Below are 25,767 nucleotides of genomic sequence, written 5' to 3'. Positions count from 1 at the left end.
TACGGAAAACGGGACGAAATCATCTGGCGCGGTGGCCTCAATATTGTCGCCGGGCTGCCGTAAACACATCGGTAACGGTGCGCGAGCGGGTCTGGAGCCCGGGGCTCAGGACATAGGGCCGCGGCGCGCACCTCTAATTCAAGCCGCGAGATCATGAGCCTAATCAATATTGGCATGAGCGGGCTGAACGCCGCCCAGTTCGCCCTCAATACCACCGGCAACAACATCTCCAATTCGGGGACGGCCGGCTATAACCGTCAAGTCGTCAATTACGCTCAGCAGAACAGCCAGTTCACGGGCATGGGCTATCTGGGCCAGGGCGTGCTGGTGACCGACGTGTCGCGCGTGTACGACCAGTTCCTGACGAACCAGGTCAACCAGGCGCAGACCCAGTACAGCCAGCTCAACACCTACTACCAGCAGATCTCGCAGATCAACAACGCGCTGGGCAGCTCGACGACCGGCCTGTCGGCCACGATGTCCTCGTTCTTCACGAACCTGCAGACCATCGTGACCGCGCCGAACAACTCGGCCACCCGCGCCACGGTCATTTCGTCGGGACAGACGCTCACGAGCATGTTCCAGTCGCTCTCGGGCACGCTGTCTTCGCTGCGTTCGAGCGTCAACGGCACGATCTCGCAGTCGACCGACCAGATCAACACCTATGCCAAGCAGATCGCCGCGCTCAACGACGCGATCCAGCAGGCGCAGGCCAATGGCGTCAACGCCACCCCGAACGACCTCCTCGACCAGCGCGATCTGGCCGTGGCGAACTTGAACGCCATCGTCCAGACGAACGTCGTCAAGGACAGCAACGGTTCGTACAACGTGTTCATCGGCAACGGCCAGTCGCTGGTGACCGGCAATTCGGCCTATCAGCTCACGACGGTGCCCACCGCGAGCGATCCGACGCAGTTGACCGTCGCCTATGTCAGCCCCAACGGCACCAAGATTCCGATTCCGGAATCGTCGATCACGGGGGGCTCGCTGGCCGGCCTGTTGTCGTTCCGCAGCGGTGCGCTCACGCAGGCCCAGAACTCGCTGGGTCAGATCGCCGTGTCGCTGGCCGGCACGTTCAACGCGCAGAACCAGCTCGGTCTGGACCTGTACGGCAATCTGGGCGGCAACTTCTTCACGGTGCCGAGCCCGACGGTCATCGCCAACACGAAGAACTCGAACGCGGCCACCCTCAGCGCGTCGATCACCGACGCCTCGAAGGTGACGGCGAGCGACTACACGGTAAGCTACGACGGCACGAACTACACGCTCACGCGTCTGACGGACGGTGCGAAGTGGACGGCGGGTGCGCCGGCGACGCCGGGCGCGGCCCTGAACTTCCAGGACAGCAGCGGCGCCGCGTTTGCCGATGGCTTCTCGGTCACGACGGCCGGCATGGTGGCGGGCGACAGCTTCACGATCCAGCCCACGCGCAATGCGGCAGGCAACATCGGCGTGGCGATCACCGACCCGGGCAAGATCGCACTGGCAGCCCCGATTCTCGCGTCGACGGGTACCGCCAACACCGGTTCGCTCAAGGTCGACCAGGGCAGCGTGGACGCCAATTACCTGTCGAATGTGCTGACCGCGCCGGTGAGCTTCACATTCAGCAAGGATCCCACGACCGGGGCGCTTACCCTGGTCGCCCCGTCGCCGATGACGGTCACGGTCAACGGTGTGGCAACGTCGTACGCCGCTGGCGATACCGTGCCCTACAACGCCGCCAGCGGCGCGAAGATCACCATGGGAGGCATCACGGTCAACCTGACCGGCACCCCGGGCAATGGCGACAAGTTCACGATCTCGCCGAACAACTCCGGCGCGGTGACCGACAACCGCAATGGCCTGGCGCTCGCGGCGCTGCAGAACGACAAGACCAAGGTCGGCGGCTCGCAGAGCTACGCGACGGCCTATGCCAACTTGGTCTCCTACGTCGGCTCGACCACGAATACGTACAAGGCCACCAGCGCCGCGCAGGCAACCCTGCTGGGGCAGGCGCAAACGGCACAGCAGTCCAATTCCGGCGTGAACCTCGACGAAGAAGCGGCCAACCTGATCAAGTATCAGCAACTCTATCAGGCCAACTCGAAGGTCATTCAGACCGCGTCGACGCTGTTCAACACCATCCTCCAGATGGTCAACTAAGCGCAGGGGGAAGCATTATGCGTATCAGTACCAGCATGATTTACGATCAGGGACTGCGTGCGATGAGCCGGAATTCCTCCGACATGCTCAACGCACAGCTGCAGCTCTCGTCGGGTACCCGCGTGACCACGCCGAGCGACGATCCGATCGCGTCGGCGCAGGCGGTGGCCATCTCGCAGGACGCCGACATGAACAAGCAGTACGCTGCGAACCGTGCTTCGGCGACCACGCAGCTCCAGCTCGAAGACTCGACCTTCGGCAGCATCATCAACTCGTTGCAGCACGTGATGTCGCAGATCGCGGCGGCGGGCAATGCCTCGCTCAACGACAACGACCGCGCAACCATCGCGACCGATCTCCAGTCGAGCTTCCAGCAGTTGCTCTCGCTGGCCAACACGACCGACGCCAACGGGCAGTACCTGTTCTCGGGCTACAAGGGCAATGCCGCCGCTTACGTGACGACGCCCACGGGGGCTTCGTATGGGGGTGACGGCGGTGTGCGTTACGTGCAGGTGAGCCCCAACCGCCAGATCGCGATCAACGATGTCGGCTCGACCGTCTTCGAAGGGATTCAGGCGAGTACCGCCAGTACCTTGATCAGCGGCAGCATGTCCAACCAGGGCACGGCGACTTATTCCACCGTTTCGACGACCGACGTGACCAACGCCGGCGCGAACCATCAGTACCAGATCAGCTTCGCGATCGACACCACCACCACGCCGCCCACGACCAACTACACGATCAAGGATCAGACGGACACGACCGTGCCCGATGTGACGGGGACGTATACCGCCGGCCAGGCGATCGCATTCGGCGGCAAGTCGGTCACGTTCTCGGGAGCGCCTGCCACGGGCGACACCTACACCGTGCAGCCGGCGAACAAGGCCAGCACGAACATGTTCGACAATCTGCAGTCGCTGATCAATACGCTCAAGACGACGACGACGGGTACCAACGGCACGGGGCAGGCGAACCTGAGCAACGCGCTGACGACGTTCGGTCAGATGTTCAGCAACACCTACGACAACGTCACGACGATTCGCACGACCACGGGCTCGCGCATGAACGAGCTGGCTTCGCTCAACAATATCGGCAACTCGAACGCGCTCAACTACCAGTCCCAGCTGGGGGATCTGCTCGACGTCGACTGGTATGCCACGGCATCCAAGTTCGCGCAGCTCCAGACGGCGTTGCAGGCGTCGCAACAGAGTTTCCTGCAAACGCAGAAGCTCTCGCTGTTCGCGCTCCTCTGAGGTGCGGCACGCGGTTCGCCCGCGTGAGAGGACGAATGGATCGAATGGATTGCGGGCCACGCAGCATGACGCTGCGTGGCCCGCGGTCTTTTGGCAATGCGTTCGAGTGCCCGAGCGCCGGGCTCACGCCTTCGGCACGAAGGCGGCGGTGGCGCGGATCATCATGTCGATGCCGATGGAGATGAAGTGGTCCATCACCGGCGCGATGCGCGGCATCATCAGTTCGAGCACGACGAGACCCACGCCCAGCGTGAGCGGAAAGCCCACGGCGAAGATGTTGAGCTGCGGCGCGGCGCGGTTCAGGATGCCGAGCGCCAGGTTGCAGATGAGCAGCGCGGCGACGAGCGGCAACGAGAGCATGAGCGCCAGCATGAAGAGCTGGGTGCCGAGCATGGCGAGGTAGTGCCAGCCGGCCGCCGAAATCGGCGCGGCGGAGACGGGCAGCACCGCGAAGCTCTGCACCAGCGTGGCGAACATCACGAGATGGCCGTTGGTGGCGAGAAAGATCAGCATGGCGATCACGTTGAGCAGCATGCCGAGCACGGCGGTGCTGCCGTCGCTGTTGGGCGTGAGCAGCGTGGCGAAGGACAGGCCCATTTGCAGGCCGACGAAGTCGCCCGCCATGCTGATCGCCGAGAAGACGATCTGCATGCACCAGCCGAGCGCCGCGCCGATCATGATTTGCTGCGTCAGCACCCAGAGCCCTTCCCACGAGAAGGGCGAGACGGCCGGCATGGGCCCGAGCACCGGCGCGAGCGCGAGGGTGACCACGCCCGCGAGTCCGATTTTCACCGTGTTGGGCACGGCGGCGTTGCTGAAGAGCGGCGCGCTCATGGACAGCGCCAGCAGACGCGCGAACGGAAACAGGAACGTCGCGATGACGCCCGAGAGTTGGTCGTAAGTAAAGCTGATCAACGGGGAGGGGCTTACCCGACGAGGCCGGGAATGCCGGTGAGCAGCTGCCGCATGTAATCGACCATGAGGTTGAGCATCCACGGGCCGGCGATCACCAGCGTGACGAACACGGCGAGCAGCTTGGGAATGAACGACAGCGTCATTTCGTTGATCTGCGTGGCGGCCTGGAACAGGCTCACCAACAGACCGGAGACGAGGGCGACGAGCAGCAGCGGCGCGGCCAGCAGCAGCGTGACCTGCATTGCCTGATGGGCCAACGCCATGACGGTTTCCGGTGTCATCCCGCGTTCCTCGTCGCTACATCGTGAAGCTCTGGGCGAGGGAGCCCAGCAGCAATTGCCAACCGTCGACCACCACGAACAGCATCAGCTTGAACGGCAGCGACACCGTCGAGGGCGAGACCATCATCATCCCCATCGACATCAGCACGCTCGCGACCACCAGGTCGATGATCAGGAACGGGATGAAGATCGTGAAGCCGATCTGGAAGGCCGTCTTGAGCTCGCTCGTGGCGAAGGCGGGCACGAGAATGCGCATCGGCACGTCTTCGGGGCCGTTCATCGGCGGGGTCTTGGCGAGCTTGGCGAAGAGGGCGAGATCGGCCTCGCGCGTCTGCTTGAGCATGAACGCATGAAATGGCCTGGCGCCGGTATCGATGGCCTGCTCGAAGCTGATCTTGTTGGCGGCGAACGGCTGATAGGCGTCGGTGTAGGCCTTGTCGAACACCGGCGACATCACGAAGAACGTCAGGAACAGGGCCAGGCCGATCAGGATCTGGTTCGGCGGCGACGTGGCCACGCCGATGGCATGACGCAGCAGCGAGAGCACGATGATGATGCGCGTGAACGCCGTCATCATCAGCAGGATCGCCGGCAGGAAGCCGAGCGACGTGAGCAGCAGCATCGTCTGCACGGACAGCGAGTACGTCTGTCCGCCGCCTGGGGCGGGCGTCGTCGTGAGCGCCGGCAATGTGGCCTGCGCAAGCGCGGCGCCCGGCAGGGCGATGCAGGCGAGGGCCAGGCCGAGCGCCAGACCCGGCCGCCACCCGGCCCGCGGCAAGCCGTGTGGCATCAGGAATCCTTTTTCATCGAGTCGCGCAACTTTTGCGCAAAAGCCTGCGCGGCGCGATTGGCCTGGGTACCGCCGGGGGCAGCAGGCGCGGCTGACGTGGGCGTGGGCATGTCGGCGATGCGATCGGCCTCGATCACGTGCAGGCCGCGCACCTGTCCGGGCGCGACCCCCAGCACCACCCAGTCGCCGGCGACTTCCACCACGACCACGCGTTCGCGTTGCCCCACGGCGGCGCTGCCCACGATGCGCACGTTGCCGCCGCCCATGGGGCGTTGCAGGCCGAAGCGCTTGGCGAGCCACGCGAGCCCGAAGAGGAGGGCGAGCACCACCACCAGACCCAGGCCGGTCTGGACGATGCCTGCGCCGCCGAGACTCGGCACGGCGGTGGCCTGCGAGGCGGCGCCCTGGGCGTGGGCGACGGAGAAGGTCATCAGGCCGAGCGCGGCAACTGCCGCGGCGCGCCCGACGGGCAAGCCGCGGACTTTCGTTGCAATCATCGGTTGAGCTTACGGATGCGTTCGGATGGCGTGATGATATCAGTCAGGCGGATGCCGAACTTGTCGTTTACGACCACCACTTCGCCTTGCGCGATGAGGCAGCCATTGACCAGCACGTCCATCGGCTCGCCGGCCATGCCGTCGAGCTCCACCACGGAGCCTTGCGCCAGCTGCAGCAGATTCTTGATGGCGATCTTGGTGCGGCCGAGCTCCACGGTCATCTGCACCGGAATGTCGAGAATCAGGTCGATGTCGTTGTGCGTGGCGCCTGGCGGGTTGCCGGCGGTCGCCGCGAGAGGCTGGAACACCGAGCTGCTCGCCGTGCTCGCCGGTGGCGGCTCGGCCGCAGGCGCCGGCTCGGCAGCCGTTTGCTCTGCCATGGCGCTGGCCCACTCGTCCGCCATGGCCTGGGTGTCTTCACCGGGCGTTTGAGGGGTATCGCTCATCACTCGTTGTCCTTCGTGTAATCGCTGTGCGAATGGTTGATCATCTGGTTCACGCGCAGCGCGTATTGACCGTTGAAGACACCGTAATGGCAGTGCATTACGGGCACGCCGTCGACCTTGGCCTCGAGCGTTTCGGGCACGTCGAGCGGAATCACGTCGCCCACGCGCATGTTGAGCAGCTGCGAGAGCGTCATGTCGAACTGCGCGAGATTGGTCACGATCTCCACGTCGGCCGCCTGCACCTGCTGCGAGAGCAGGCGCACCCAGCGCTTGTCGACTTCGAGCGTTTCGCCTTGCAGCGGGCTCGAGAGCTGATCGCGCAGCGGCTCGATCATCGAGTACGGCATGCAGATGTGGAACTCGCCGCCGACCGAGCCGAACTCGATGTCGAATGTCGTGGTGACCACCACCTCGTTGGGCGTGGCCACGTTGGCGAACTGCGTGTGCATTTCGGCGCGCACGTATTCGAATTCCACCGGGTGCACCGGCTTCCACGACGCGCCGTAGTTCTCGAACACCAGATCGAGCAGGCGCGCGATGATGCGCTGCTCGGTCTGCGTGAAGTCGCGCCCTTCGACGCGCGTATGGAACCGGCCGTCGCCCCCGAACAGGTTGTCCACCACGAGGAACACGAGGTTCGGGTCGAACACGAACAGCGCCGTACCGCGCAGGGGCTTGATGTGAACCAGGTTGAGGTTGGTCGGGACCGGCAGGTTGCGGATGAACTCGCTGTACTTCTGCACCCGCACCGGGCTCACCGAGATTTCGGCGCTGCGGCGCATGAAGTTGAACAGCGCAATGCGGAACAGACGCGCGAAGCGGTCGTTGATGATCTCGAGCGTGGGCATGCGCCCGCGCACGATGCGTTCTTGCGTCGCGATGTTGTACGGCCTGATGCCGGAGTTGACTTCCGAATCGGCCCGGTCATCCTGCTCGCCGGTGACGCCCTTCAGAAGGGCGTCGACTTCTTCCTGCGACAGGAACTCCTCATGCGCCATGAATCACTCACTGAATTACAAACGCGGTGAACAGCACTTCGCCCACGGATTGCTGCGGCATGTTGGCCGCGAACGGTTGTGCGACCAGCGTACGGATCTCGCTCGCCAGACGGCGCTTGCCGTCGATCGTGGCCAGATCCTGCGGCTGCTTGGACGACAGCAGCAGCAACACGCGGCTGCGCACTTCCGGCATGTGCTGCGTGATGCGGGCCTGCGTCTCGGCGTCCGCCACCTTGAGCGAGAGGCCGATGTGCAGATACCGTTCGCCGTCTTCGCCCGACAGGTTCACCGTGAACGGATCCATGCCGACGAATACAGGCGGCGGCGGGGGCGGCGGCGCTTTCGCCGCTTCGCTCCTGCCGGTGAGCAGGTACACGGCCGTGGCCGCGCCTGCAGCCGCCATGAGCGCCACCGCAACGATCAACAGAATCCATTTGCGCACACCCCCTCCGGAGGGAGCAGCGGCTTGCGTCGGTGCGGGATTTGCCATGTATTCGCCTGCTATTGGGTAGTGATTGTCGAGCACTCCGGCAAGGGGTGATCGACCGAAAAGAAGGGACAATCGCGTCTAACTCGCGTCTTTGTCTTAACGGCAGAAAACCCCGCTGGCTTTAGGTGTGCGCCTTCCAGGTCCGTGGGCTCCGGGTCTGTCGCGTCGGGTTTGCGGCTTGCGCCGGCCTCGGGACGGTGCGGCGCCCGCGCTATCGCGCCGCTCCCCTCGCTTTCGGGACGGACCCGGGGGTCAGGCGAACGTGTCGACCAGGCCGTTGCCGGCGCGTACCGGCACGCTCACGGTCGTGGCGAGCGGTGCGTCGTCGCCCGGACCGAAGCCCGCCATGCCGCGCCCGTTGCCATGGCCGTTGCTGTTGCCGCCGCCGTTGCCGTTCGTGCCTTGTTGCGCGAAGGCTTGCTGCTGCGAGCTGTCGGCGCTCACGGAAGCGTTGCCCAGCGCGATGCCATTGTTGGCAAGGTTCTCGCGCAACTGCGGGAGTGCGGCCTGCACCGCGTCGCGCACGGCGGCGTGCTGCGAGACGAACATCGCCTGCGCCGAGTCGTTCGCCACGTTCAGTACCACGTGCAGCGGGCCGAGGTCGGGCGGGTTCAGGCTCAGTTGCGCCGTTTGCGTGTGCGCGGAAGACAGCCACACGACTTGCTGCGAGAGCTGGTTGTTCCAGTCCTGCGTGCCGACGCGCGCGTTCAGCGCGAGGGCGGCGGGCAAGTTCGCCTGGGCCTGCAACTGCGGTTGGGCGGCAACCGTGGTGTTGGCCGACTGCGCGGCCTGGGCGGCTGCCTGCGTGGCTGCCGTCGCAACCTGTGCGGAGGCGTCGCGGTTGCCCTGCGTCTGCTGTGCGATCGCGTCGGCCATGCGCTGTGCGTCCGCGGCGACCGGCGCGGTCGTGGCCGCCTTGGCGTCCGTTGCCGTCGGCTGGGCGCTGGCGGCGGCTTGGCTGCTCGTGGCGTTCTTCGCAAGTGCGTCGAGCGACAGGCCGCCGGGCTTGGTCGTGTTCGCTGCGGCTGGCGTTACGGTGCCGTTGGCCGGTGCCTTGGCGGTGGCCGTCGTGGTTGCCGGGGCCTTGGCGTCGGCGGTGCCGCCTGCCGGCGGCTGGCCGGTCAGTTGCGCGGCGCCGCTCGCCTGCAGGGCGCCGTCGACGGCCGCGGCGATGGCCGCACCCGTGCCGGGTTTGCCGTCGGTGGCGCCCGTCACGGCATCGGCGTTGGCAGTCGCGGCGGCCGGCGTCGGTGTCTGCGGCGGCAGCGGCGCATTGTTCATGGCGGCGAGCGCGACGGCGAGCGCGGCGGCGGCGTCGCCCGGCGCAGCCGTCTGGACTCCGTCGTCGGCGTCGTCGTCCTTGCTGCTGTCCTTGCCGCTGTTCTTGCTATTGTCGGCCGTGCTCGTCTTCGTCGAGGCGTTCGTCTGGCCCGTCTGCCCGGCCGAGCTGCTGTTGCCGGCGGCGTTGTCCGTCGACCTGGTGCTACCGGACGACGCATTCGTTTGGCCGCTTTGTGCGTTCTTCGCGGCGCTGTCGTTCACACTGGCGACCGGCGGCTGAACGTTCTGGGTCTGCTGCGACAGAACGGCCGAGAACGGCAGCGCGTTGCTGTCGTCGCTGTTCGATGCACCGGCGCGGCTGGCCTTCACGGCCTGGGCGGCGGCGCCCGCGGATTCGGTCAGGAAGCTCAGAATCGACATGTCGGGCTCCTTTGGTCCTTCAAATCTGGGATTCGGCGCGGCGGCGCAGGCTGCGCGCGGCGTATTCGTCGTTTTCCTTCTGTTCGCGACGCGCCACACGCAGGGCGGTGCGGGCCTGCTCGCGCGAGGCGAGCGTGCCGAAGGAGTTCAGGCGGCGTTGTTGCGCCTGCCATTCGCGGCGCGCGGCCACGAGACGCTCTTCGGCCTGTTCGAGCAGCATCACCTGCTGTCCGATGGCGGTGTCGAGCGTATCGATGAATTGCTGGAAGTTGCGCCAGTCACAGCCCGCCATCCCCTGGATCGTTGCCGTCTGCATGCGCGTACGGTACTCGTGACGATACTGGCGCAGCGCTTCGAGCTGACGCTCGACCTCGGCGCGTTGGGTCTGGCGCTCGCCCAGCAGGCGCGCGGCCTCGTCCACATCCTTCTGCGCGAGTTCGATGAGCAGCTTTAGGGGCAGGTTGGAGTTCATGGCCGCCTCCGGTTAGTGGAACAGTCCGCGCATCTGCAGCACGGCGTCCCGATAGCTGGCCCGCTCGCGCATTCCCTGTTGCAGGAAGCTCTCGAGGCGGGGGTAGAGCTCGATTGCCTGATCGAGCATCGGGTCGCTGCCCGGCGCGTACGCGCCCACGTTGATGAGGTCGCGGTTGCGCTGGTAGCGCGAGAGCATCTGCTTGAAACGACGCACGCTGTCGAACTGGTTGTCGTCGATGAGCGCGGCCATGGCGCGGCTGATCGATTGCTCGATGTCGATGGCCGGGTAATGCCCGGACTCAGCCAACTGGCGCGAGAGCACGATGTGGCCGTCGAGAATGGCGCGTGCCGAGTCGGCGATCGGGTCCTGCTGATCGTCGCCCTCGGTGAGCACCGTGTAGAACGCGGTGATCGAGCCGCCGCCATCGGGGCCGTTGCCGGCCCGCTCGACCAGCGCCGGGAGCTTGGCGAACACGGAAGGCGGGTAGCCCTTGGTGGCCGGCGGCTCACCGATCGCCAGCGCGATCTCGCGCTGCGCCATCGCGTAGCGGGTGAGCGAGTCCATGATCAGCAGCACGTCCTTGCCCTGGTCGCGGAAATACTCGGCCAGCGTGGTGGCGTAGGCCGCGCCCTGCAGGCGCAGCAGCGGCGAGACGTCGGCCGGAGCGGCCACCACGACCGAGCGCGCCAGACCGTCCGGCCCGAGAATGTTCTCGATGAAGTCCTTCACTTCGCGTCCGCGCTCGCCGATCAGGCCCACGACGATGACTTCGGCCTGCGTGAAGCGCGCCATCATGCCGAGCAGCACGCTCTTGCCGACGCCCGACCCGGCGAAAAGGCCCATGCGCTGGCCGCGTCCGACCGTCAGCAGCGCGTTTATGGCGCGCACGCCGACGTCGAGCACCGATTCGATCGGTGCGCGGCCCAGCGGATTGATCGGCACCGAGGCGAGCGAGGCGCTGTCGGTCAGCCCCAGCGGACCGAAGTCGTCCAACGGGCGGCCAGCGGCGTCGACCACGCGGCCGAGCAGCGCTTCGCCCACGGGCAGACGCTTGCCGTTGTGTCGCTGGCTCGGCAGCGGACCGTCGGCAGCCGGCTCCATCGGGAACACGCGCGCGCCCGGCAGCAGACCGGCGACTTCCGTCTGCGGCATGAGAAAGAGGCGATCGCCGCCGAAGCCGACCACTTCCGCTTCGGCCGTGGCGGGTTCGCGCGAGGCGTCGTGCACCGGCAATTCGATCAGGCAACCGGCGCCGACCGGCAGACGCAAACCGACTGCTTCGAGCACGAGGCCGGCGGCGCGCGTCAGGCGTCCGCAGCGGCGCATCGATTCGACCGCGTGCACGTGAGGCAGGCGCTCGCGAAGCGTGTTCTGCCAGCGGCGCAGGTGAGCGTCGCGCGCGATTTCGCGGGCGTCGAGCGCATGCAGGGCGGTTTTCGGTGCGGCGGCGGGTGCGCTCGCCGTTGTATCGGCATCGGCGCTTGCCGTGGCTTCGTCCGCGCGGGACGCGGCGGCAAGCGCATGAACTTCGGACTGCGGGGCGTCGGTCTGCGCGGACGGATCGATCTCGTCCCACGGGTGCACGGACGGCGCCGTGTCGTCGTTTGCCTGAAAGGGGAAGGAAGACGAGGGCGGCGGCGCGTCGTCATGTGCGTTCGCGGCGCCGGAGAGCACCGGCGCATGGACCGAGAGGGGCGTGAGCTCGGGGGTTACCACGGCAGGTCCTTGCCGAGCGCGGCCATGACGCGCTGCCAGCGCGTGGCGACGGTGGCGTCCACTTCGCCGCTCGCGGCTTCGGCTTTGCAACCGCCGCGCTCGATGCCGGGGTCCGCGCGCACGGTCCAGCCGGCCGCTTGCAGTTCCGCGCCGACATGGGTCTCGACGAGCGCCACGTCTTCCGGGTTGAGCAGCAGGCGCGGTGAACCGGTGAGCGGATCGTTGGCGAGCAGTTCGCGTACGATCGGCAGCAGCGTTTCGGGATGGACGGTGAGCGTCTGGCGCAACGCCTGACGCGCAATGTCGAGCGCCAGACCCAGCAGCGGTTCGGCCACTTCGCGATCGATCGCGTTGACCGCGTTGCCGAAGCCGTGAGCGATGTCGGCGAGTTGCGCCGCGCGCGTGTCGACTTCGTGCTGACCCGCGGCCTGTCCGGCCGTGTAACCTTCGGCATGACCGGCGGCGTAGCCCTGGGCATGGCCTTCGGCGCGGGCTTGCTCGCGCCAGGCGGCGATCTGTTCGACGAGCGCAGGGTCGTCGAGCGGGTTGGGCGGCGCCGGTTGTGGCGGCGGAGGTGGGGGCGGCGGGTCGAACGACGCCATCTCCCAGCGTTGCCAGGCGGAGAGGCGTTCTTTCGGGATGATGGTCGACATACGCGCTGGCCCGCCCGGTTACACGTAAGCGTCGTCGCCGCGGCCGCCGATCACGATGGCGCCCTGGTCGGCGAGGCGCCGCACCACCTGCAGCACCTTCTTCTGTTCGGCTTCGACTTCCGAAACCCGTACCGGACCGCGCGATTCGAGGTCTTCGCGCAGCAGTTCCGCGGCGCGCGCGGACATGTTCTTGAAGAACTTCTCGCGCAGCTCGGACGGCGCGCCCTTGAGCGCGATGATGAGCGATTCGGACTCGATTTCCTTGAGCAGCACCTGGATGCTGCGGTCTTCCACGTCGAGCAGGTTCTCGAACACGAACATCTCTTCGACGATCTTCGCCGCGAGGTCCGAGTCGTAATTGCGCACGGCTTCGATGACCGACTCTTCGTGCACGCCGCCCAGATAGTTGAGGATTTCCGCCGCCGTGCGCACGCCGCCCATCGGGCTGCGCTTGATGTTCTCGCTGCCCGAGAGCAGCTTGGTGAGCACGTCGTTGAGCTCGCGCAGCGCGGCCGGCTGAATACCGTCGAGCGTCGCGATACGCAGCACCACGTCGTTACGCAGACGCTCGGTGAAGAGCGCGAGCACTTCCGAGGCCTGATCGCGATCGAGGTGCACCAGGATCGTGGCGATGATCTGCGGATGCTCGTGGCGAATCAGTTCGGCCACGGCATTCGAGTCCATCCACTTCAGACCCTCGATGCCGCTGGTGTCGCCACCCTGCAGAATGCGTTCGATGAGGCCCGCGGCCTTGTCGCTGCCCAGCGCCTTGTTGAGCACCGAGCGGATGTAGTCGGACGAGTCGAGCGAGAGCGCGGAATGTTGCTCGGCTTCGAGCACGAAGTCCTGCAACACGTCGGCGATCTGGTCGCGCGAGACCTGGCGCAGCGAGGCCATCGCCGCACCGAGCTTCTGCACTTCACGCGGGGCAAGGTACTTGAAGACCTCCGCCGCTTCGTCTTCGCCCAGCGACATCAACAGGATGGCGCTGCGTTGGAGTCCCTCAGCCGCGCTCATCGCCGCCACCCACCCATGATTTGACTACCGTTGCCACGATCTTCGGATCCTGTCGCGCGACTTGACGCGCGTACTGCAAGTTACGTTCGTAGGCGCTCAGTTCGCCCTTCTTCCCGGGTTCGCCGTCGACGCCTTCACCCTCCGCGCCCGGCGAACCGTCCGCGCCCGCGGCACCTGCGGCGCCGGCCAGCGTGGGCTCGGCCGGCGGCGGCGGGCTCAGATGCTTGCGGATCGCCGGGCGGATCACGCCGAACCACAGATAGACGCCGATCAACGAAATCAGCGCCCACTTGCCGACCTGCTTGGCCAGTTCGATGTTCTGACGCTGACGCCACCACGGCAGGTTCGCTTCCGGGTCTGACTCGACCGTGAACGGGCTGTTGACTACGTTGAGCGTGTCGCCGCGTTGGCCGGAGAAGCCGATGGCTTCCTTCGCCAGATTCTGGATCTGGTCGATCTGGGCCTGCGTGAGCGCGACCATCGCGGGCTTGCCCTTCGCGTCGGTGCCGGGACGATAGTTCACGACGATGGCCGCCGACAGACGCTTCAGGCCACCCGAGGCTTGCTGCACGTGACGAATCGTGCGATCCACCTCGTAGTTGACGGTCGAATCCTTGCGGTCGCTGCGCGGGCCCTGCGGCGCGCTGGCGGCGCTCGCTGGCGTGGCGCCGTTTTGCGCGAACTGTTGCTGTTGCTGCGTGATCGGCGCCGTCGCCGGACCCGGCGGCTGGTTCGACAGGGCGCCCGGCACGCCGCCCGGCGGTGTCATGCCGATCTGCGTCGCCTCGCTGTTTTGCTGGCTGCGCACGGCCTGTTCGCCCGAGTTCGGTTTGTAGTTCTCGGACGTTTGCTCGACCTGATTGAAGTCGACATCCGCCGTCACCTGCGCGTGCACGTTGCCCGGGCCGACGATGGGGTTGAGGATCGACTCGATGCGACGGGCGTAGGACTGCTCCAGCTCACGCACGTACTTGAGCTGGCTGGCGTCCAGACCCAGCGCCTTGCCGCTTTGCGCGGAGAGCAGGTTGCCGTTCTGGTCGAGGATCGTGACGTTCTTGACCGGCAGCTCCGGCACGCTCGAGGCGACCATGTGAACGATGGCGCTCACCTGAGCTTCATCCAGCACGCGACCCGGATAGAGGGTGACAAGCACCGAGGCGCTCGGTTTTTGCTGCTCGCGCACGAAGACCGACGGCTTCGGGATCGCCAGGTGCACGCGTGCGGCCTGCACGGCGGACAGCGATTCGACCGAGCGGGCGAGTTCGCCTTCGAGGGCGCGCTGGTAGTTGACCTGTTCGGCGAACTGGCTGATGCCGAACTTCTGGTTGTCCATCAGTTCGAAGCCGACCAGGCCGCCCTTGGGCAGACCTTGCGAGGCGAGACGCAGGCGGACGTCGTGCACCTGTTCGGACGGCACCAGAATGGCCCCGCCGCCCTCGGCGAACTTGTAGGGCACGTTCATCTGCTGCAGCGACGTGATGATGGCGCCGCCGTCGCGATCGCTCAGGTTGCTGTACAGCACCTTGTAGTCGGGCGCACGGCTCCACAGGAAGGCGGCGATCAGCAATGCGACGAGCGCCGCGCCGCCGATGAGCAGCGGCAGGCGCTCGCGTGAGCGCAACTGCGCGAGCAGGGGCGGCTTGGCGGCGACGTCCGCCGTCTGGGTGGCGGCGTTCATGCGCGGCTCCACGCCAGTGGCGTCAACATTACGTTCATCGCGGTGGAAGTGCTCACTAACATGCGACAGAATTCTCCGGGGTACGCTTGGCAAGGCGCTCACGTGTGCGGGAGTCAAGGAACGGAAAGGTCCGGCTCCCGGTGCGCACGATGCCGATGGTCCTGATTATTCGACGCCGAATATGGAATCGTTTTGAGGATTAGGCGGGTGTTTTGCCGCTAATTAGGGTATTGGGGACTTGCCGGGCGGTGGTAAGCTCCGACGTGACTGATAAAAGGCAAACCGGTGCAGGCGATGCGATGTCGCGCGCGGCCCGGCCCAGTTGAGGACAGGCAAGATGGCTATTCCGGGGATCGAATCGGTATTGCAGAAGCTGGGCGGCGTGGCGTCGCAGGCGGCGGGCTCGATCATGGGCACGTCCAGTGCCGGCGCGAGCGCCGCGGCGGCGACGGGCGGCTTCGCTGCGGAACTCAACGCATCGCTCAAGCGTGTGTCGTTGGCGCAGAACGGCGCGGAGGCTCAGGCCCGCGCGTTCGAAATGGGCGAGCCGGGCGTCGCGCTCAACGACGTGATGGTTGACCTGCAAAAGGCGAACATCGGCTTCCAGATGAGCCTGCAAGTACGCAACAAACTCGTGTCGGCTTACAGCACCGTGATGAATATGCAGGTGTGAGGTACGAGGCGGTGCAGTGCCGCCATACGTTCCTTGGGATCGGCGGTCCTCCAGACTGACCGCCGGCCTTCAGGCCGCGTCGGCGAGCATGGCCGCTCTCGGCATGACCCGTCGAAGGTATTCATCGAATCGCGGCACCGTAAAGGCGGCGTCGTCCAGCGGCGAGCTGTACAACATACCTTTGCGAACGAGTTCGAGGCGCGTGGATTCCAGCGCCGAGGCTGGCTGACCGAGTTCCGCGGCAACGGCTCGGAGATCGTGCGGCCCCTTGCCCAACTCTGCCATCGCGCGCAAATAGCGCTTCTCCATAATCGTCAGGCGCTCGAAGCGCAGGCGGTAAAAATTCCTATCCAACGCCTCGATGGCCGCAATCGATGCCACGTGGACGTGTTCCGATGTGATCGGACTCTCCTTGGCCGCACGCCAGGCGAGTTTTCCCCATTGCTGGAGAAAATACGGATAGGCGCCGGTGCGCGTGACGATCTCGTCGAGCGCGTCGGCGGTGATATCGACGCCCGCCTGCGCCGCGGGTTTCATGATGGCGTCGCGTGCGTCGGCGTACGCCAGCGGGCCGATGTCGGCGATCTCGAACATCCGCTCGGCGTAAGACTTCGCGTTGCCGATCTGGCGGATCAACGGTGGCAAACCCGCTCCGATCAGGATGACCGGTAGTTGGAGTTGAGTGCATCGATGCAGCGCGTAGAGCAACGCGGCCAGTTCCTGATGCGGCATTCGCTGGAGTTCGTCGATAAAGATCGCCAGTACGGTCTGTGCGGACTGGGCTGCACGTCCGACCTCGACAAGCAGCGCACATAGATCGAGCTCGAGACTCCCGCAGTCGGCCAAACCGGCTTCGGGCGTGAAGTCCAGACCGACCTCGATATCCCGATACGTTACCTTTAACGCGGCCACGAAACCCGCAAGCGCGCGCAACCCGCGGGTGACCGCGTCCTTGGCGATCCTCGTGCGACTCATGCGCAGCAGCGCGAGACGCAGCGCCGGTGCGAGCGAGGCCGGCAATGACTTTGCCCCGGGCGCTTCGAGGTGCAACGTGATTGCGCCCTGCTGTTCAGCATCGAACAGCAGGCGTTCGAGCAGCGCCGTTTTACCGACACCTCTGAGCCCGACCAGCAACTGACCGTTCGCATGACGGTGCGAGCGCAGACGCTCGATGCACGTGTGAACGGTTTCGCGGACGTCGTCGCGGCCGCAGAGAACGGGCGGCGCAGCACCTGCGCCGGGATTGAACGGATTCTGGATGGCTTCCATGGCGAATGTGTCGGATGGGATTGATAAACCGGTCGGCGACATGCCGCCGATGCCGCGTCGCGCAAGAGAAATGCTAATGACGCGGCGTTCGCGGGACGGAAGCTGGGATGTTGGCCGATGCGGAAAATGCCCGGGAGGCCTTTGCTGGCGGTCGTTTGCCGCCGTGCGGCTAGTGGAGGATGGTTCGGGAAATCGGACGCTTCACGGCGTTCTTTCGATCAGCGCGAGCGGCGTGACTTAGCGGTTGCGTACTTAGGCCGCGGGCGGGTCGGTGGGGGGCGTGGATGCGTCCGATGCCTGCACTTGCGCAGGGGCGACGCCAGCCGGCAGCGGTGGCGTCTTGCCGCCACGGCTCGCTTCGAGTTTGTAGAGCCACGCGAGCAGTTCGGCAACGGCTTGATACAGCTGGGCCGGAATCCGCTGGTCGAGATCCACCTGCATCAGCAAGCTCACCAACTCCGGCGATTCGTGAACGTAGAGCCCATGCTCGCGCGCCGTGCGCACGATGGTTTCGGCGAGCAGTCCGTAGCCTTTCGCCACAACACGCGGCGCGGTGTCCTTCGCGCCATAGGCAAGGGCAACCGCTGTGCGACGCTCCGGGGGCAACGTCATGCTTCGTCTCCCGTCGGCGTCGAATCGTTCGGAGCGGGATCGGCCGGCGACTGTGCCGCGCTCGACGCGCCCGCCCCGGCATCGACCGCCGCAACGGCGGCGGCATCCGCATCGCTCTCGTTCGTCGTACCGGTGGCACCAGTGGCATCGGCGTCCATGGCGCCGAACGACAACTGGCTCGCGATCAGGCCCACGGCCGCCAGCCGCTGACGCAATTCCTCGCCTTCGTGGGCGAGCATGTCCGCCGACGCCGTCGAATCCGCGAGCATTCGCGCTTGCAGCTGCTGGCCCGACAGTCCGAGCGTGACGTCGACCGTACCCAGCGACGGCAGCGTGAGACGCAGGTGCGTGTGCCACGTTGACGGCGCGGCCGCCTCGCCCGGCGCTGCCTGTCCGGCGCGCTCCTCGACCTGCCATTCCATCGGCGCGCCCGGCCACGCCATACCGTTCCACTGAAACTGGGGATTGACCAGCATGTCGAGCTGCTGACGGACCAGCGCCACACTCTCGGCCGGGGTGTTCGCGACCGCCGCAATCGCGCCTGCCGGCCCATGCGGCGGACCATTTGCAGCGGCGACGCCGTTGGCCGCCGCCGCGTCGTCGCCGTGTCCTGCCGGCAAGACGCTGCTCGTCGTCTGCGCGACACTGGCGGCGTGAGCCAACGCCGACACGGCGTTAGGCAGATGTGCGCCCGCCTGCAAGCCGCCGTCGGCGGTGGGATGCCCGGGCAAGGTCGGTTGCATCGGCTGTCCCGATGGCGCCGGCGAAGGATTTGTCGCAGCACTGGGCAAAGCGCTCAAGGTCGCGGGGCTCAGCGTCGGCCATGCGGTCGCGAGGGCGGCTTCGCCTGCGGCCGGTCCGAGCAATCGCGTGAGCGGTCCCGGGCCGGGCAGCGTGGCCTCGGCTCCGGCGGCGCGCAGTTGCGCCGCGAGATTGGCCGACGCGGGCCAGCGCAATTGCGGCTCCGCCTGCAATTGTTCGAACGACCGGCTGCCGGAGGCCCATTGCGCCAGATGCGATTCGTAAAAGAGACCGCTGGCGGACAAGGCTTCCTTCAATGCGGCCGCGACCAGCGGTGCGAGCGCTGGGGCGCCGGTACCGGGCGCGGCCGGCCACACCGGCGCGCTCGCCTGAACGGGACCGGGCGAGTCGGGTGCGAGCCGCAGAATCGTGTCGATGGTGCGTGCGGCGGCCGAGAGCGTTGCCTGCTGAACGGGCGTGGGAAGGCGTGCGGCCGTTTGCGAGGGCGTGTTGCCCAGACCGACCGCGGCCGACGAGCCGCGCGTGGCGAGGTCGCCGAGGGCGGAGGTGGCGTCGCCCGCAGGCGGCGCGCCGGCCACGGCGCTCGGTGCGCTCGTCGTGGAGACGCCCTGGCCGAGCCCGAGCAACGAATCGAGCCGCCGGGCGAGTGTCGTGGCCAGAACCGAATCGAGACCGGCCATGCCTTACTCCGAAATGCGGGCGACGAGACGCGCTACCGGGCGGCGCGCGTCAGGTACCCAGGTTCAGGCCGTAGACTTCGTGCAGGGCACGTTGACGGCGCGTGCTGTTGATCATGGCATCGAGATGCGCGAGACGCGGCACCACGAGATCGCGGATGGCCGCGTCGACGGCCAGAATGCGGCGGATGATGGCGTGCTTGCGCGCGCGCTCGTCGTCGCTGAGCGGCAGCGCGGCGTCGAGCTGCTTGATCGCATCGACCTGCGCACGGTACTGCGCCTCGAGATCGATGAGCGCGTCCCAATCCCCTTCGCGCGCCACACCGAGCATGCGCTCCGTCAGACCGGCAATACTCTCGTAGCAATTCAGCAAGGTTGCAGCATCATTCATAGCGCACTCCGGTGCCCGCCTGAGCGGCGGGAGCACCCGTGCCGGCAGCCGGAGCGATCTCTCGCCAGGCCGATGCAATCGTGTCGAGCAGGGTGTCGACTTCTCGTACCTTGGCCACGTCGTTCTCGAGATTCGCCTCGAGCAGACGTCGCCCCATGTAGTCGTACAGATCACGCAGATTGCGGGACAGTTCCCCGCCGACTTCCATATTGAGGCCGTCGCGCAGGCCGCCGATGATGCCGATCGCTTTCGAGAGCGCCAGTCCGCGATCGGCGATGCGGCCGTCTTCGAAGTGGACGCGTGCCTTCGTGAGCGCCGCTTTGGCGCCGTCGAACAGCATCACGATAAGCTCGTGCGGGCTCGCGGCAATGACGCCTGTCTCAAGCCCGATTTTGCGGTAGGCGTTGGCTGCGTTTTGACCGTACATGATCGATTCCCAGTGACCGGGCTTACTTCGACGACGAGGACGACGAACCGCCCAGCACCTGCTTGAGGTAGTCGCTGGTGCTCTGAAGCTTCGACATGGTCGCGTCGAGCGCCGTGAACTGTGCCAGGTAACGGTTCTGCATCTGCGTCATCTGGTCCTGCCAGTCGCTCTCTTGCTGCTGCACCTGCTTGATGCTCGCGTTCAGGTTCGACTGCGCCGTGCTGAGCGCGCCCTTGGCGCTCAGGAAGTTGCTGACCTGGTTCGACAGCAGCGACGCGTAGCCTTGCGAGAACTTGATGGTGCCGCGATTGCCGAGATTGGTGCCGGTGACCTGGATCTTGAGGCCGTCGGTCGGCGAACCCGCCGCGCCGGTCAGAGACTGGCCGCTGCCCGTGGCGATCACGCCGCCGATCGAGCCACCGACGTCCACGCCGTCGGTGCTGGGCGGTACACCCGTGCCGAACAGCGAGACCATGGCGTTGCCCGACGTGACGCGCACGTTCGAGGCGGAACCATAACGGTTCGACGTGATCGACAGCACGCCGCCGTTCTGCTTGACGGTGACGGTCGATCCGTTGGCGACGAACTGCGAGTTGCCGTTGATCGCGGCCTGCAAGGCGGCGGCCATCTTGTCCGGCGTGTAGGTGCCGTTCGGTATGGTGATGGACGTGCTCTTGCCGTCGACCTGCACGGTCAACGTGTTGTTGGTGCCATCGATGATGGTGTTCGCGCCGAGCGTCGCGTTCGACGTGAGCGTGCCTTGCGTCGCCAGGCGCGTGATGACCACGTCGTACTGACCCGGTTGCGTCTTGCTGCTCGAACCCTGGTAGTTGATCAGGCTGTCGGTGGTCGTGCCGTTGGTGGCGAGCAGCGACGCGAGCTGGGCGAAGCCGCCCGAGGCAATGGCCTTTTGCAGCTTCGACGAATCCACCGCGAGCTGGCCCGAGGTGTCCGTGGCGCTGCCGGTGCCGTCGCCGGCCTGGAACGTTACGCCGATGTCCGCGAGCGACGTCAGTACCGACCCCGAGACCCCCGGCAGCTTGCCGTTCAGGATCTGCTGGATCTGCGTCGTGATCATCTGCACGGTCGTGTCGCCGATCAGCGGACCGTTGTTGTTCGTGGTGCTGCCGGGCGCGGCGCCCGCCTTGTCGAAATACGTCAGCTTGCCGATGGCCGAATGCAGCGTGTTGTAGGCGGAGACGAAATCGTTGACGGCCTTGGTGACGCCGTCGCCGTTGTTGCTGACGTTGACGGTGGTCGAACCGGTCTTGAGCAGGTTGATCGTCAGGCCCTGCACGGCGCTCTTCACCGTGTTGGTCGGGCTCGACACGGTCAGGCCGTTGATCGTCAGCGTGGCGTTCTGGCCCGCGGCGGTCTGCGTCAGATTCTGCGTGCCGGTAGGGTCATAGGCCAGCATGTTCGTGAGGGTCGCGTCGCCACCGGCAGCGACGTCGATCTTCATGCTCATGGTCTGACCGGTCTGCGTCGAGGTCAGCACCAGGCGGTTCGGCGTGGCGCTCCCGTCGTTGACGATGGTGGCCGTCACACCGCCATTGGCCGCGTTGATGGCATCGCGAATGCCCTGCAGCGAATTGTTCTGGTTCGTGATCGTGACGCTGAAGGGGGCCTGCTGCGCGTTCGGCGAGAAGCTCGCGCCCGTGTACGAGCCGTTGGCGAGCGTTCCTCCCGAAATCGTGCCGAAGCTGAACGTCAACTTCGTGGCGGCGCCGCTGCCGATGGAGGCGGCGGGATCCGACACGCCCGCCGTCGAGAGGCTTTGCGCCTGTGCGAGCTGTGTCGTGTTGATCGTATAGCTGCCGGCTTTTGCCGTGGTGTCGGCCGAAGCCGTCAGATAGGACGCATCGCCCGGCGTGGCGCTCATCTGCAGAAACGACGACGCCGACGACAGGCTCGACAGCGACGACTGGAACGCACTCAGCGCCGACTGAAGGCTGCCGAGTGCCGAGACCTTGGTCTGATAACTGGCCTCTTGCGACTTGAGCAGATTGAGCTTTTTCGTTGCCGGCTGCATCAGGCTGGTGACGAGGTCATTCACGTTCAATCCCGAGCCGATACCCGGTGACGAAATAGAACCCGTTGTGCTGCTGCCAGTGGACGCCATAAATTACTCGCTCTCTAAAATGGGTTGCTCAACTCGCAAAACGCCGACACAAAAAAATGCTGCCCTTGTAATGCTTGCGGCGGCGCCACCTTCGTGAAGGGGGCGCCGCCGGCGGCCCGGCTAAGCTACCGCCGGGGTGTCACACATGCCAAACAGGCGCTTACTGGAGAAGCTTCAGCACTTGTTGCGGCAGTTGGTTCGCCTGGGCCAGCATCGAGATACCGGCTTGTTGCAGGATCTGCGACTTGGTCAGGTTGGCCGTTTCCGCAGCGTAGTCGGTGTCTTGCACGCCCGAACGCGCCGAGGTCAGGTTCTGCGTCGTGGTCGACAGGCTCGAGATCGTCGACTGGAAGCGGTTTTGAATTGCGCCCAGGGTCGATTGCAGCGTGTCGACGGTGCCGATGGCCGAGTCGATCTGCGAGAGCATCAGCGTGGCGCTGTTGATCGTCTTGACGTCGGCTTGTGCCAGGCTGCCGCTCGTGGCGTAGGTCGTGGCTGCCGTCGGCAGGCCCAGCTTGGTCAGCGTTGCCGCCGTGGCGCCGCTGATCTGGAACGACGAACCCGAGCTCAGGTGCATTGCGCCCGTGTTGTCGACATACGCGTTCACGCCGCTGTTCGACGAGTTGATCGCATTGGCCAGGTCGCTGGCGCTGTTCATCTTGCCGGTGATGTTCGTGGCCTTGCCGTTGACGGTCAGGACCAGGTCACCTGCAGCCAGCGTTTGCGAGAACGTGGAAGCTACGGCGGTCGACGTGGTCGTCGAACCGGCGGCGGCAGCCGCGACGGCCAGGCCCAGCGTGGTGGCGTCGGCGCCGGCGACCGTCAGCGTTTGCGCCGGGTCGGTGTTGGTGATCGCGATTTCACCGGCCGAGTTGACCGAAGCGACGTTGCCCGTGAAACCGGCCGTTTGTGCGGCGGTGTTGATGGCCGTTGCCAGGTCTGCCGAGCTGTTGTACGTGCCTGCCTTGACGTTGACGGCCGCGCCGGCGCCCAGTTGAACGGTGATGCCAGCGGCAGCGACCGTGAAGCTCAACGGGTTGGTGGCCGAGGTCATTTGCGCGACCGAACCGATGCTGGCGATGGTCATGCTTTGTTGCAGGTTGACCGAGATGGTCTGGCCTGCGTTGGCGCCGACCTGGAAGTTCGCCGTGCCCATCGAGCCGTCGAGCACGTTCAGACCGTTGAACGACGTCTGGGTTGCCAGACGGTTCACTTCAGCCAGACGCTGTTGGACTTCCTGGTCCAGTGCGGCGCGGTCCGAAGCCGAGTTCGTCGAGTTGGTCGACTGAACGGCCAGCGTACGGATGCGTTGCAGGTTATCGGTGATTGCCGACAGGGCGCCCGCGGCGGTTTGCACCAGCGAGATGCCGTCGTTGGCGTTGCGCTGAGCTTGCTGCGTGCCGTTGATCTGGGCCGTCATACGGTCCGTGATCGCGAGGCCAGCGGCGTCGTCAGCAGCGCTGTTGATGCGCATGCCCGAGGACAAACGGGTGATCGAGGTCTGCAGGCCCGATTGCGACGTGCTCAGGTTACGTTGAGCAACCAGCGAGAAGATGTTGGTATTGATGACAGATGACATTTAGCCACTCCTTTCCCAAAATTTTTGGCTCCGGCTTAAGCGCCGTAACTTTGGCTCACCAGCCAATCGCCGAAAGCCGCCGTTGTAGGGGATATCGGACGCGCTTTGGGAAAATTTAGGGTGGTTTCGCAAAATGCTTTGCCCACCCCCATCGACTTGGCAGGCCGATGTCGGAAAAACGCTATTGAGCCAGTCTACAAAATTCCTCCACGATTGATCCGCCAAGGAAAGGGGCAATCTGCCGCCTATTCATATCCTGTAAGGCTCTGAGAGGTGAGGCGATGGTCAGCCGGCGACTCGCCGCACGGGGGCGATTCCCAGCCGATGACGATGCGCCGCGGCGGCCAAAAAAATTTTCCGCAGTCGTGGAAATTCTTCGCGAATGAGCGATCCGGCCCCCGAAATGCACGTGGCCCGCAAAAGCGGGCCACGTAGTGAGTACTTAATCACTGCCTGGTCACTATCGAGTCCCCGGCGGGCGCCGGGGGGATGGGGTGCCAGTGAGCGTCGTCAGACGCCGACCGGCCCCATCTCGGCGCTGACCAGGCCGTGCTGCATCACGTAATAGGTGAGTTCGGCGTTGTTGTTCAGGCGCATCTTCTCGAGCAGGCGCGTGCGGTACACGCTCACCGTCTTGACCGAGAGCGACAGCGCGTTGGCAATATCGGTGAGGCGTTTGCCCGAACCGATCATGCACAGCGTCTGGTACTCGCGATCGGACAGACGCTCGTGCGGCGGCTGGTCGGCGTCCGGGCCGAGATAGTCGGCGAGCGTTTCGGCGACCATCGGGCTCACGTACTTGCGGCCCGACGCCACTTGTCGCACGGCGGAGACCAGTTGCTGCGCGTTCGAGCGTTTGCTTAGGTAGCCGGCGGCGCCGGCCTTGAGCGCGCGCAGCGCGAATTGACCTTCGCCGTACATGCTGAAGATCATGACCGGCAGGCGTGGATGCCGGCGTCGCAAGGTCTTGAGAATTTCCAGACCGTTCGTGTCGGGCAGCGAAATATCGAGCAGGACGATATCCCATTGCGCGGCGTCGGTCATCTCCAGCGCTTCCGCGCCACAATCGGCTTCGCCGACGACGGCGATGCTCCCGCTATCGGAGAGCAATTGCCGGACGCCCTGTCGCACGATGGCGTGGTCGTCGACGATGAGCACTCTAAGCGTCATGATGCGTATCCGTGAAGAGCGAGCGATTCCGGGGTCTGAATCCCGGCGGGGGTCGGCAGGATCTGGTGCCAGGGAAGACGGGCGCTCACGAGCGTTCCCGATCCCTGAACACCACTAATACGTAGTGTGCCGCCGAGCGACGTACAGCGCTCGCGCATGCCGACCAATCCGAAATGTCCCTGCTTGCGACGCGAGCCGCGGCCAAGTCCGCAGCCATCGTCGGAAATCGTGAGTTTAAGTGACCGGTGACTGCCGTCGAGCGCCACGACGACACGCGTCGCACGGGCATGTCGGGCAACGTTGGTCAGCGCCTCCTGGGCGATGCGATACAGCGCGAGCACCGCTTCGGGAGTGAGGCGCGTGACACGCTCGCGCGTTACGTCGTCGCAGCGCCAGATGCAGGTCAGTCCGCTTTGTTCGCCGAAGCCGCGCAGCCATGCGCGCAGTGCCATGACGAGGCCCGCGTCGAGCGCGGGCGGACGATTACGGCCGACGAGTTCGTCGGCCGCATCCTGTGCGGCGCTTGCCGCATGCTGAATCCGTGAGCACAGGGACTGCCATTCGGCGGCGTCCGCGGGTGGGCGCATCGCCAGACGGGCGACGGCCAACTGCAGTGCCGTGAGGTGAGCGCCCAGCCCGTCGTGCATCTCTTGTGCGAGACGCGTGCGCTCGGCTTCGCGGGCGGCGTCGATCTTGCGCGCCACCGACTGCGCGAGCGGACGCGCCGCACCCGCGCGTGACGCGGGCTCCATCGGCAACGACGCATCGCAAGCAGCGGCCTGATCCGATGCCGACGTCGTGGCGCGCGCGTGCAGCGCGTCGTCTAACGACACGCGACGTCTCGCAGCCCGAGCGGCAGGATCGACGAGATACGGCATGGAGGCAAATCCCTGAGAGAAAACGTCCCGTGCCGCAACCCACGCGGCGAGACCACAAGCAATTTAACAAACTTTACATTTCGTCACAATTACATGCGGCGGGCACCCGCATGGCTGACAGCGAAGCGTAACTGTTTGATTTGGATCAATAAGTT

25 protein-coding genes are annotated in these 25,767 nt (G+C 65.7%); 3 read left to right on the top strand and 22 right to left on the bottom strand.

The features are described from left to right. Positions 1-153: 153 nt before the first annotated feature. A complete protein-coding gene (gene flgK / locus RO07_RS24855; RefSeq protein ID WP_039406730.1) occupies positions 154-2,142 on the top strand; it encodes a flagellar hook-associated protein FlgK in 1,989 nt (662 codons plus the stop codon). Positions 2,143-2,177: 35 nt separating this feature from the next. Then, entirely contained in the window at positions 2,178-3,395 is a 1,218-nt protein-coding gene (gene flgL / locus RO07_RS24850) for a flagellar hook-associated protein FlgL (protein WP_160118089.1), read from the top strand. Between the two features lie 123 nt (positions 3,396-3,518). On the opposite strand, the gene fliR is transcribed toward flgL, so the two are convergent. The 13 genes from fliR to fliF all read right to left on the bottom strand — a co-directional run bounded on the left by fliR (position 3,519) and on the right by fliF (position 15,052). After that, positions 3,519-4,310 carry a flagellar biosynthetic protein FliR gene (gene fliR / locus RO07_RS24845; protein ID WP_039406725.1) on the bottom strand — a complete coding sequence of 264 codons (792 nt, stop codon included), beginning with the start codon at positions 4,308-4,310 and terminating at the stop codon, positions 3,519-3,521. 11 nt (positions 4,311-4,321) lie between these two features. Beyond that, positions 4,322-4,591, bottom strand: coding sequence for a flagellar biosynthesis protein FliQ (fliQ, locus tag RO07_RS24840; protein WP_010807718.1), 270 nt, complete (start codon positions 4,589-4,591; stop codon positions 4,322-4,324). A 16-nt stretch (positions 4,592-4,607) separates the two neighbouring features. Then, positions 4,608-5,381, bottom strand: coding sequence for a flagellar type III secretion system pore protein FliP (fliP, locus tag RO07_RS24835; protein WP_039406724.1), 774 nt, complete (start codon positions 5,379-5,381; stop codon positions 4,608-4,610). Beyond that, positions 5,381-5,878 (bottom strand): flagellar biosynthetic protein FliO, encoded by a 498-nt coding sequence (gene fliO / locus RO07_RS24830; RefSeq protein ID WP_039406722.1) that lies wholly within the window; start codon positions 5,876-5,878, stop codon positions 5,381-5,383. Before fliO ends, fliP begins: the two co-directional genes overlap by 1 nt. Further along, positions 5,875-6,324, bottom strand: a complete 450-nt coding sequence (fliN, locus tag RO07_RS24825; protein WP_039406720.1) for a flagellar motor switch protein FliN — start codon at positions 6,322-6,324, stop codon at positions 5,875-5,877. The genes fliO and fliN overlap by 4 nt, the downstream gene beginning before the upstream one ends. Beyond that, positions 6,324-7,322 (bottom strand): flagellar motor switch protein FliM, encoded by a 999-nt coding sequence (fliM, locus tag RO07_RS24820; RefSeq protein ID WP_039406718.1) that lies wholly within the window; start codon positions 7,320-7,322, stop codon positions 6,324-6,326. Before fliM ends, fliN begins: the two co-directional genes overlap by 1 nt. Positions 7,323-7,329: 7 nt before the next feature. After that, a complete protein-coding gene (fliL, locus tag RO07_RS24815) occupies positions 7,330-7,812 on the bottom strand; it encodes a flagellar basal body-associated protein FliL (protein ID WP_039406714.1) in 483 nt (160 codons plus the stop codon). A 252-nt stretch (positions 7,813-8,064) separates the two neighbouring features. Beyond that, positions 8,065-9,513, bottom strand: a complete 1,449-nt coding sequence (locus RO07_RS24810; protein ID WP_052266874.1) for a flagellar hook-length control protein FliK — start codon at positions 9,511-9,513, stop codon at positions 8,065-8,067. 19 nt (positions 9,514-9,532) lie between these two features. Next, positions 9,533-9,985, bottom strand: coding sequence for a flagellar export protein FliJ (gene fliJ, locus RO07_RS24805; RefSeq protein ID WP_039406712.1), 453 nt, complete (start codon positions 9,983-9,985; stop codon positions 9,533-9,535). 12 nt (positions 9,986-9,997) lie between these two features. After that, entirely contained in the window at positions 9,998-11,554 is a 1,557-nt protein-coding gene (gene fliI, locus RO07_RS24800) for a flagellar protein export ATPase FliI (protein ID WP_418303734.1), read from the bottom strand. A 143-nt stretch (positions 11,555-11,697) separates the two neighbouring features. Beyond that, on the bottom strand, positions 11,698-12,357 hold the full coding sequence (gene fliH, locus RO07_RS24795) for a flagellar assembly protein FliH (RefSeq protein WP_039406709.1): 660 nt from the start codon (positions 12,355-12,357) through the stop codon (positions 11,698-11,700). 18 nt (positions 12,358-12,375) lie between these two features. Further along, positions 12,376-13,374, bottom strand: coding sequence for a flagellar motor switch protein FliG (gene fliG / locus RO07_RS24790; RefSeq protein WP_039413605.1), 999 nt, complete (start codon positions 13,372-13,374; stop codon positions 12,376-12,378). Then, a complete protein-coding gene (fliF, locus tag RO07_RS24785) occupies positions 13,361-15,052 on the bottom strand; it encodes a flagellar basal-body MS-ring/collar protein FliF (RefSeq protein ID WP_039406707.1) in 1,692 nt (563 codons plus the stop codon). Before fliF ends, fliG begins: the two co-directional genes overlap by 14 nt. A gap of 337 nt (positions 15,053-15,389) precedes the next feature. Here fliF and fliE point away from each other — a divergent pair, with 337 nt between their 5' ends. Continuing rightward, complete coding sequence (gene fliE / locus RO07_RS24780) at positions 15,390-15,725, top strand: flagellar hook-basal body complex protein FliE (RefSeq protein WP_039406705.1); 336 nt, start codon at positions 15,390-15,392, stop codon at positions 15,723-15,725. A 69-nt stretch (positions 15,726-15,794) separates the two neighbouring features. On the opposite strand, the gene RO07_RS24775 is transcribed toward fliE, so the two are convergent. From RO07_RS24775 to RO07_RS24735, 9 genes are all read right to left on the bottom strand, one after another. Continuing rightward, entirely contained in the window at positions 15,795-16,994 is a 1,200-nt protein-coding gene (locus RO07_RS24775; protein ID WP_039406702.1) for an ATP-binding protein, read from the bottom strand. A 252-nt stretch (positions 16,995-17,246) separates the two neighbouring features. After that, on the bottom strand, positions 17,247-17,606 hold the full coding sequence (locus RO07_RS24770) for an EscU/YscU/HrcU family type III secretion system export apparatus switch protein (RefSeq protein WP_052266873.1): 360 nt from the start codon (positions 17,604-17,606) through the stop codon (positions 17,247-17,249). After that, positions 17,603-19,048: a flagellar hook-length control protein FliK gene (gene fliK / locus RO07_RS24765; RefSeq protein WP_039406699.1), complete on the bottom strand. Its 1,446-nt coding sequence runs from the start codon at positions 19,046-19,048 to the stop codon at positions 17,603-17,605. The genes RO07_RS24770 and fliK overlap by 4 nt, the downstream gene beginning before the upstream one ends. 49 nt (positions 19,049-19,097) lie before the next feature. Continuing rightward, complete coding sequence (locus RO07_RS24760; protein WP_039406696.1) at positions 19,098-19,436, bottom strand: flagellar protein FliT; 339 nt, start codon at positions 19,434-19,436, stop codon at positions 19,098-19,100. Then, the gene (fliS, locus tag RO07_RS24755) at positions 19,429-19,863 is read right to left on the bottom strand and encodes a flagellar export chaperone FliS (RefSeq protein ID WP_039406693.1); all 435 of its coding nucleotides are present in this window, start codon (positions 19,861-19,863) and stop codon (positions 19,429-19,431) included. Before fliS ends, RO07_RS24760 begins: the two co-directional genes overlap by 8 nt. A gap of 22 nt (positions 19,864-19,885) precedes the next feature. Further along, the gene (gene fliD / locus RO07_RS24750) at positions 19,886-21,919 is read right to left on the bottom strand and encodes a flagellar filament capping protein FliD (protein ID WP_160118090.1); all 2,034 of its coding nucleotides are present in this window, start codon (positions 21,917-21,919) and stop codon (positions 19,886-19,888) included. Between the two features lie 226 nt (positions 21,920-22,145). After that, the gene (locus tag RO07_RS24745) at positions 22,146-23,564 is read right to left on the bottom strand and encodes a flagellin N-terminal helical domain-containing protein (RefSeq protein ID WP_039406687.1); all 1,419 of its coding nucleotides are present in this window, start codon (positions 23,562-23,564) and stop codon (positions 22,146-22,148) included. A 510-nt stretch (positions 23,565-24,074) separates the two neighbouring features. Continuing rightward, positions 24,075-24,734, bottom strand: a complete 660-nt coding sequence (locus RO07_RS24740; protein ID WP_039406684.1) for a response regulator — start codon at positions 24,732-24,734, stop codon at positions 24,075-24,077. Next, positions 24,731-25,567, bottom strand: coding sequence for a sensor histidine kinase (locus tag RO07_RS24735; RefSeq protein WP_052266871.1), 837 nt, complete (start codon positions 25,565-25,567; stop codon positions 24,731-24,733). The genes RO07_RS24740 and RO07_RS24735 overlap by 4 nt, the downstream gene beginning before the upstream one ends. Between the last annotated feature and the right edge of the window lie 200 nt (positions 25,568-25,767).

This window comes from Pandoraea pulmonicola, assembly GCF_000815105.2.
GTDB lineage: Bacteria > Pseudomonadota > Gammaproteobacteria > Burkholderiales > Burkholderiaceae > Pandoraea > Pandoraea pulmonicola.
This window is presented reverse-complemented; position numbering and strand designations above follow the sequence as displayed.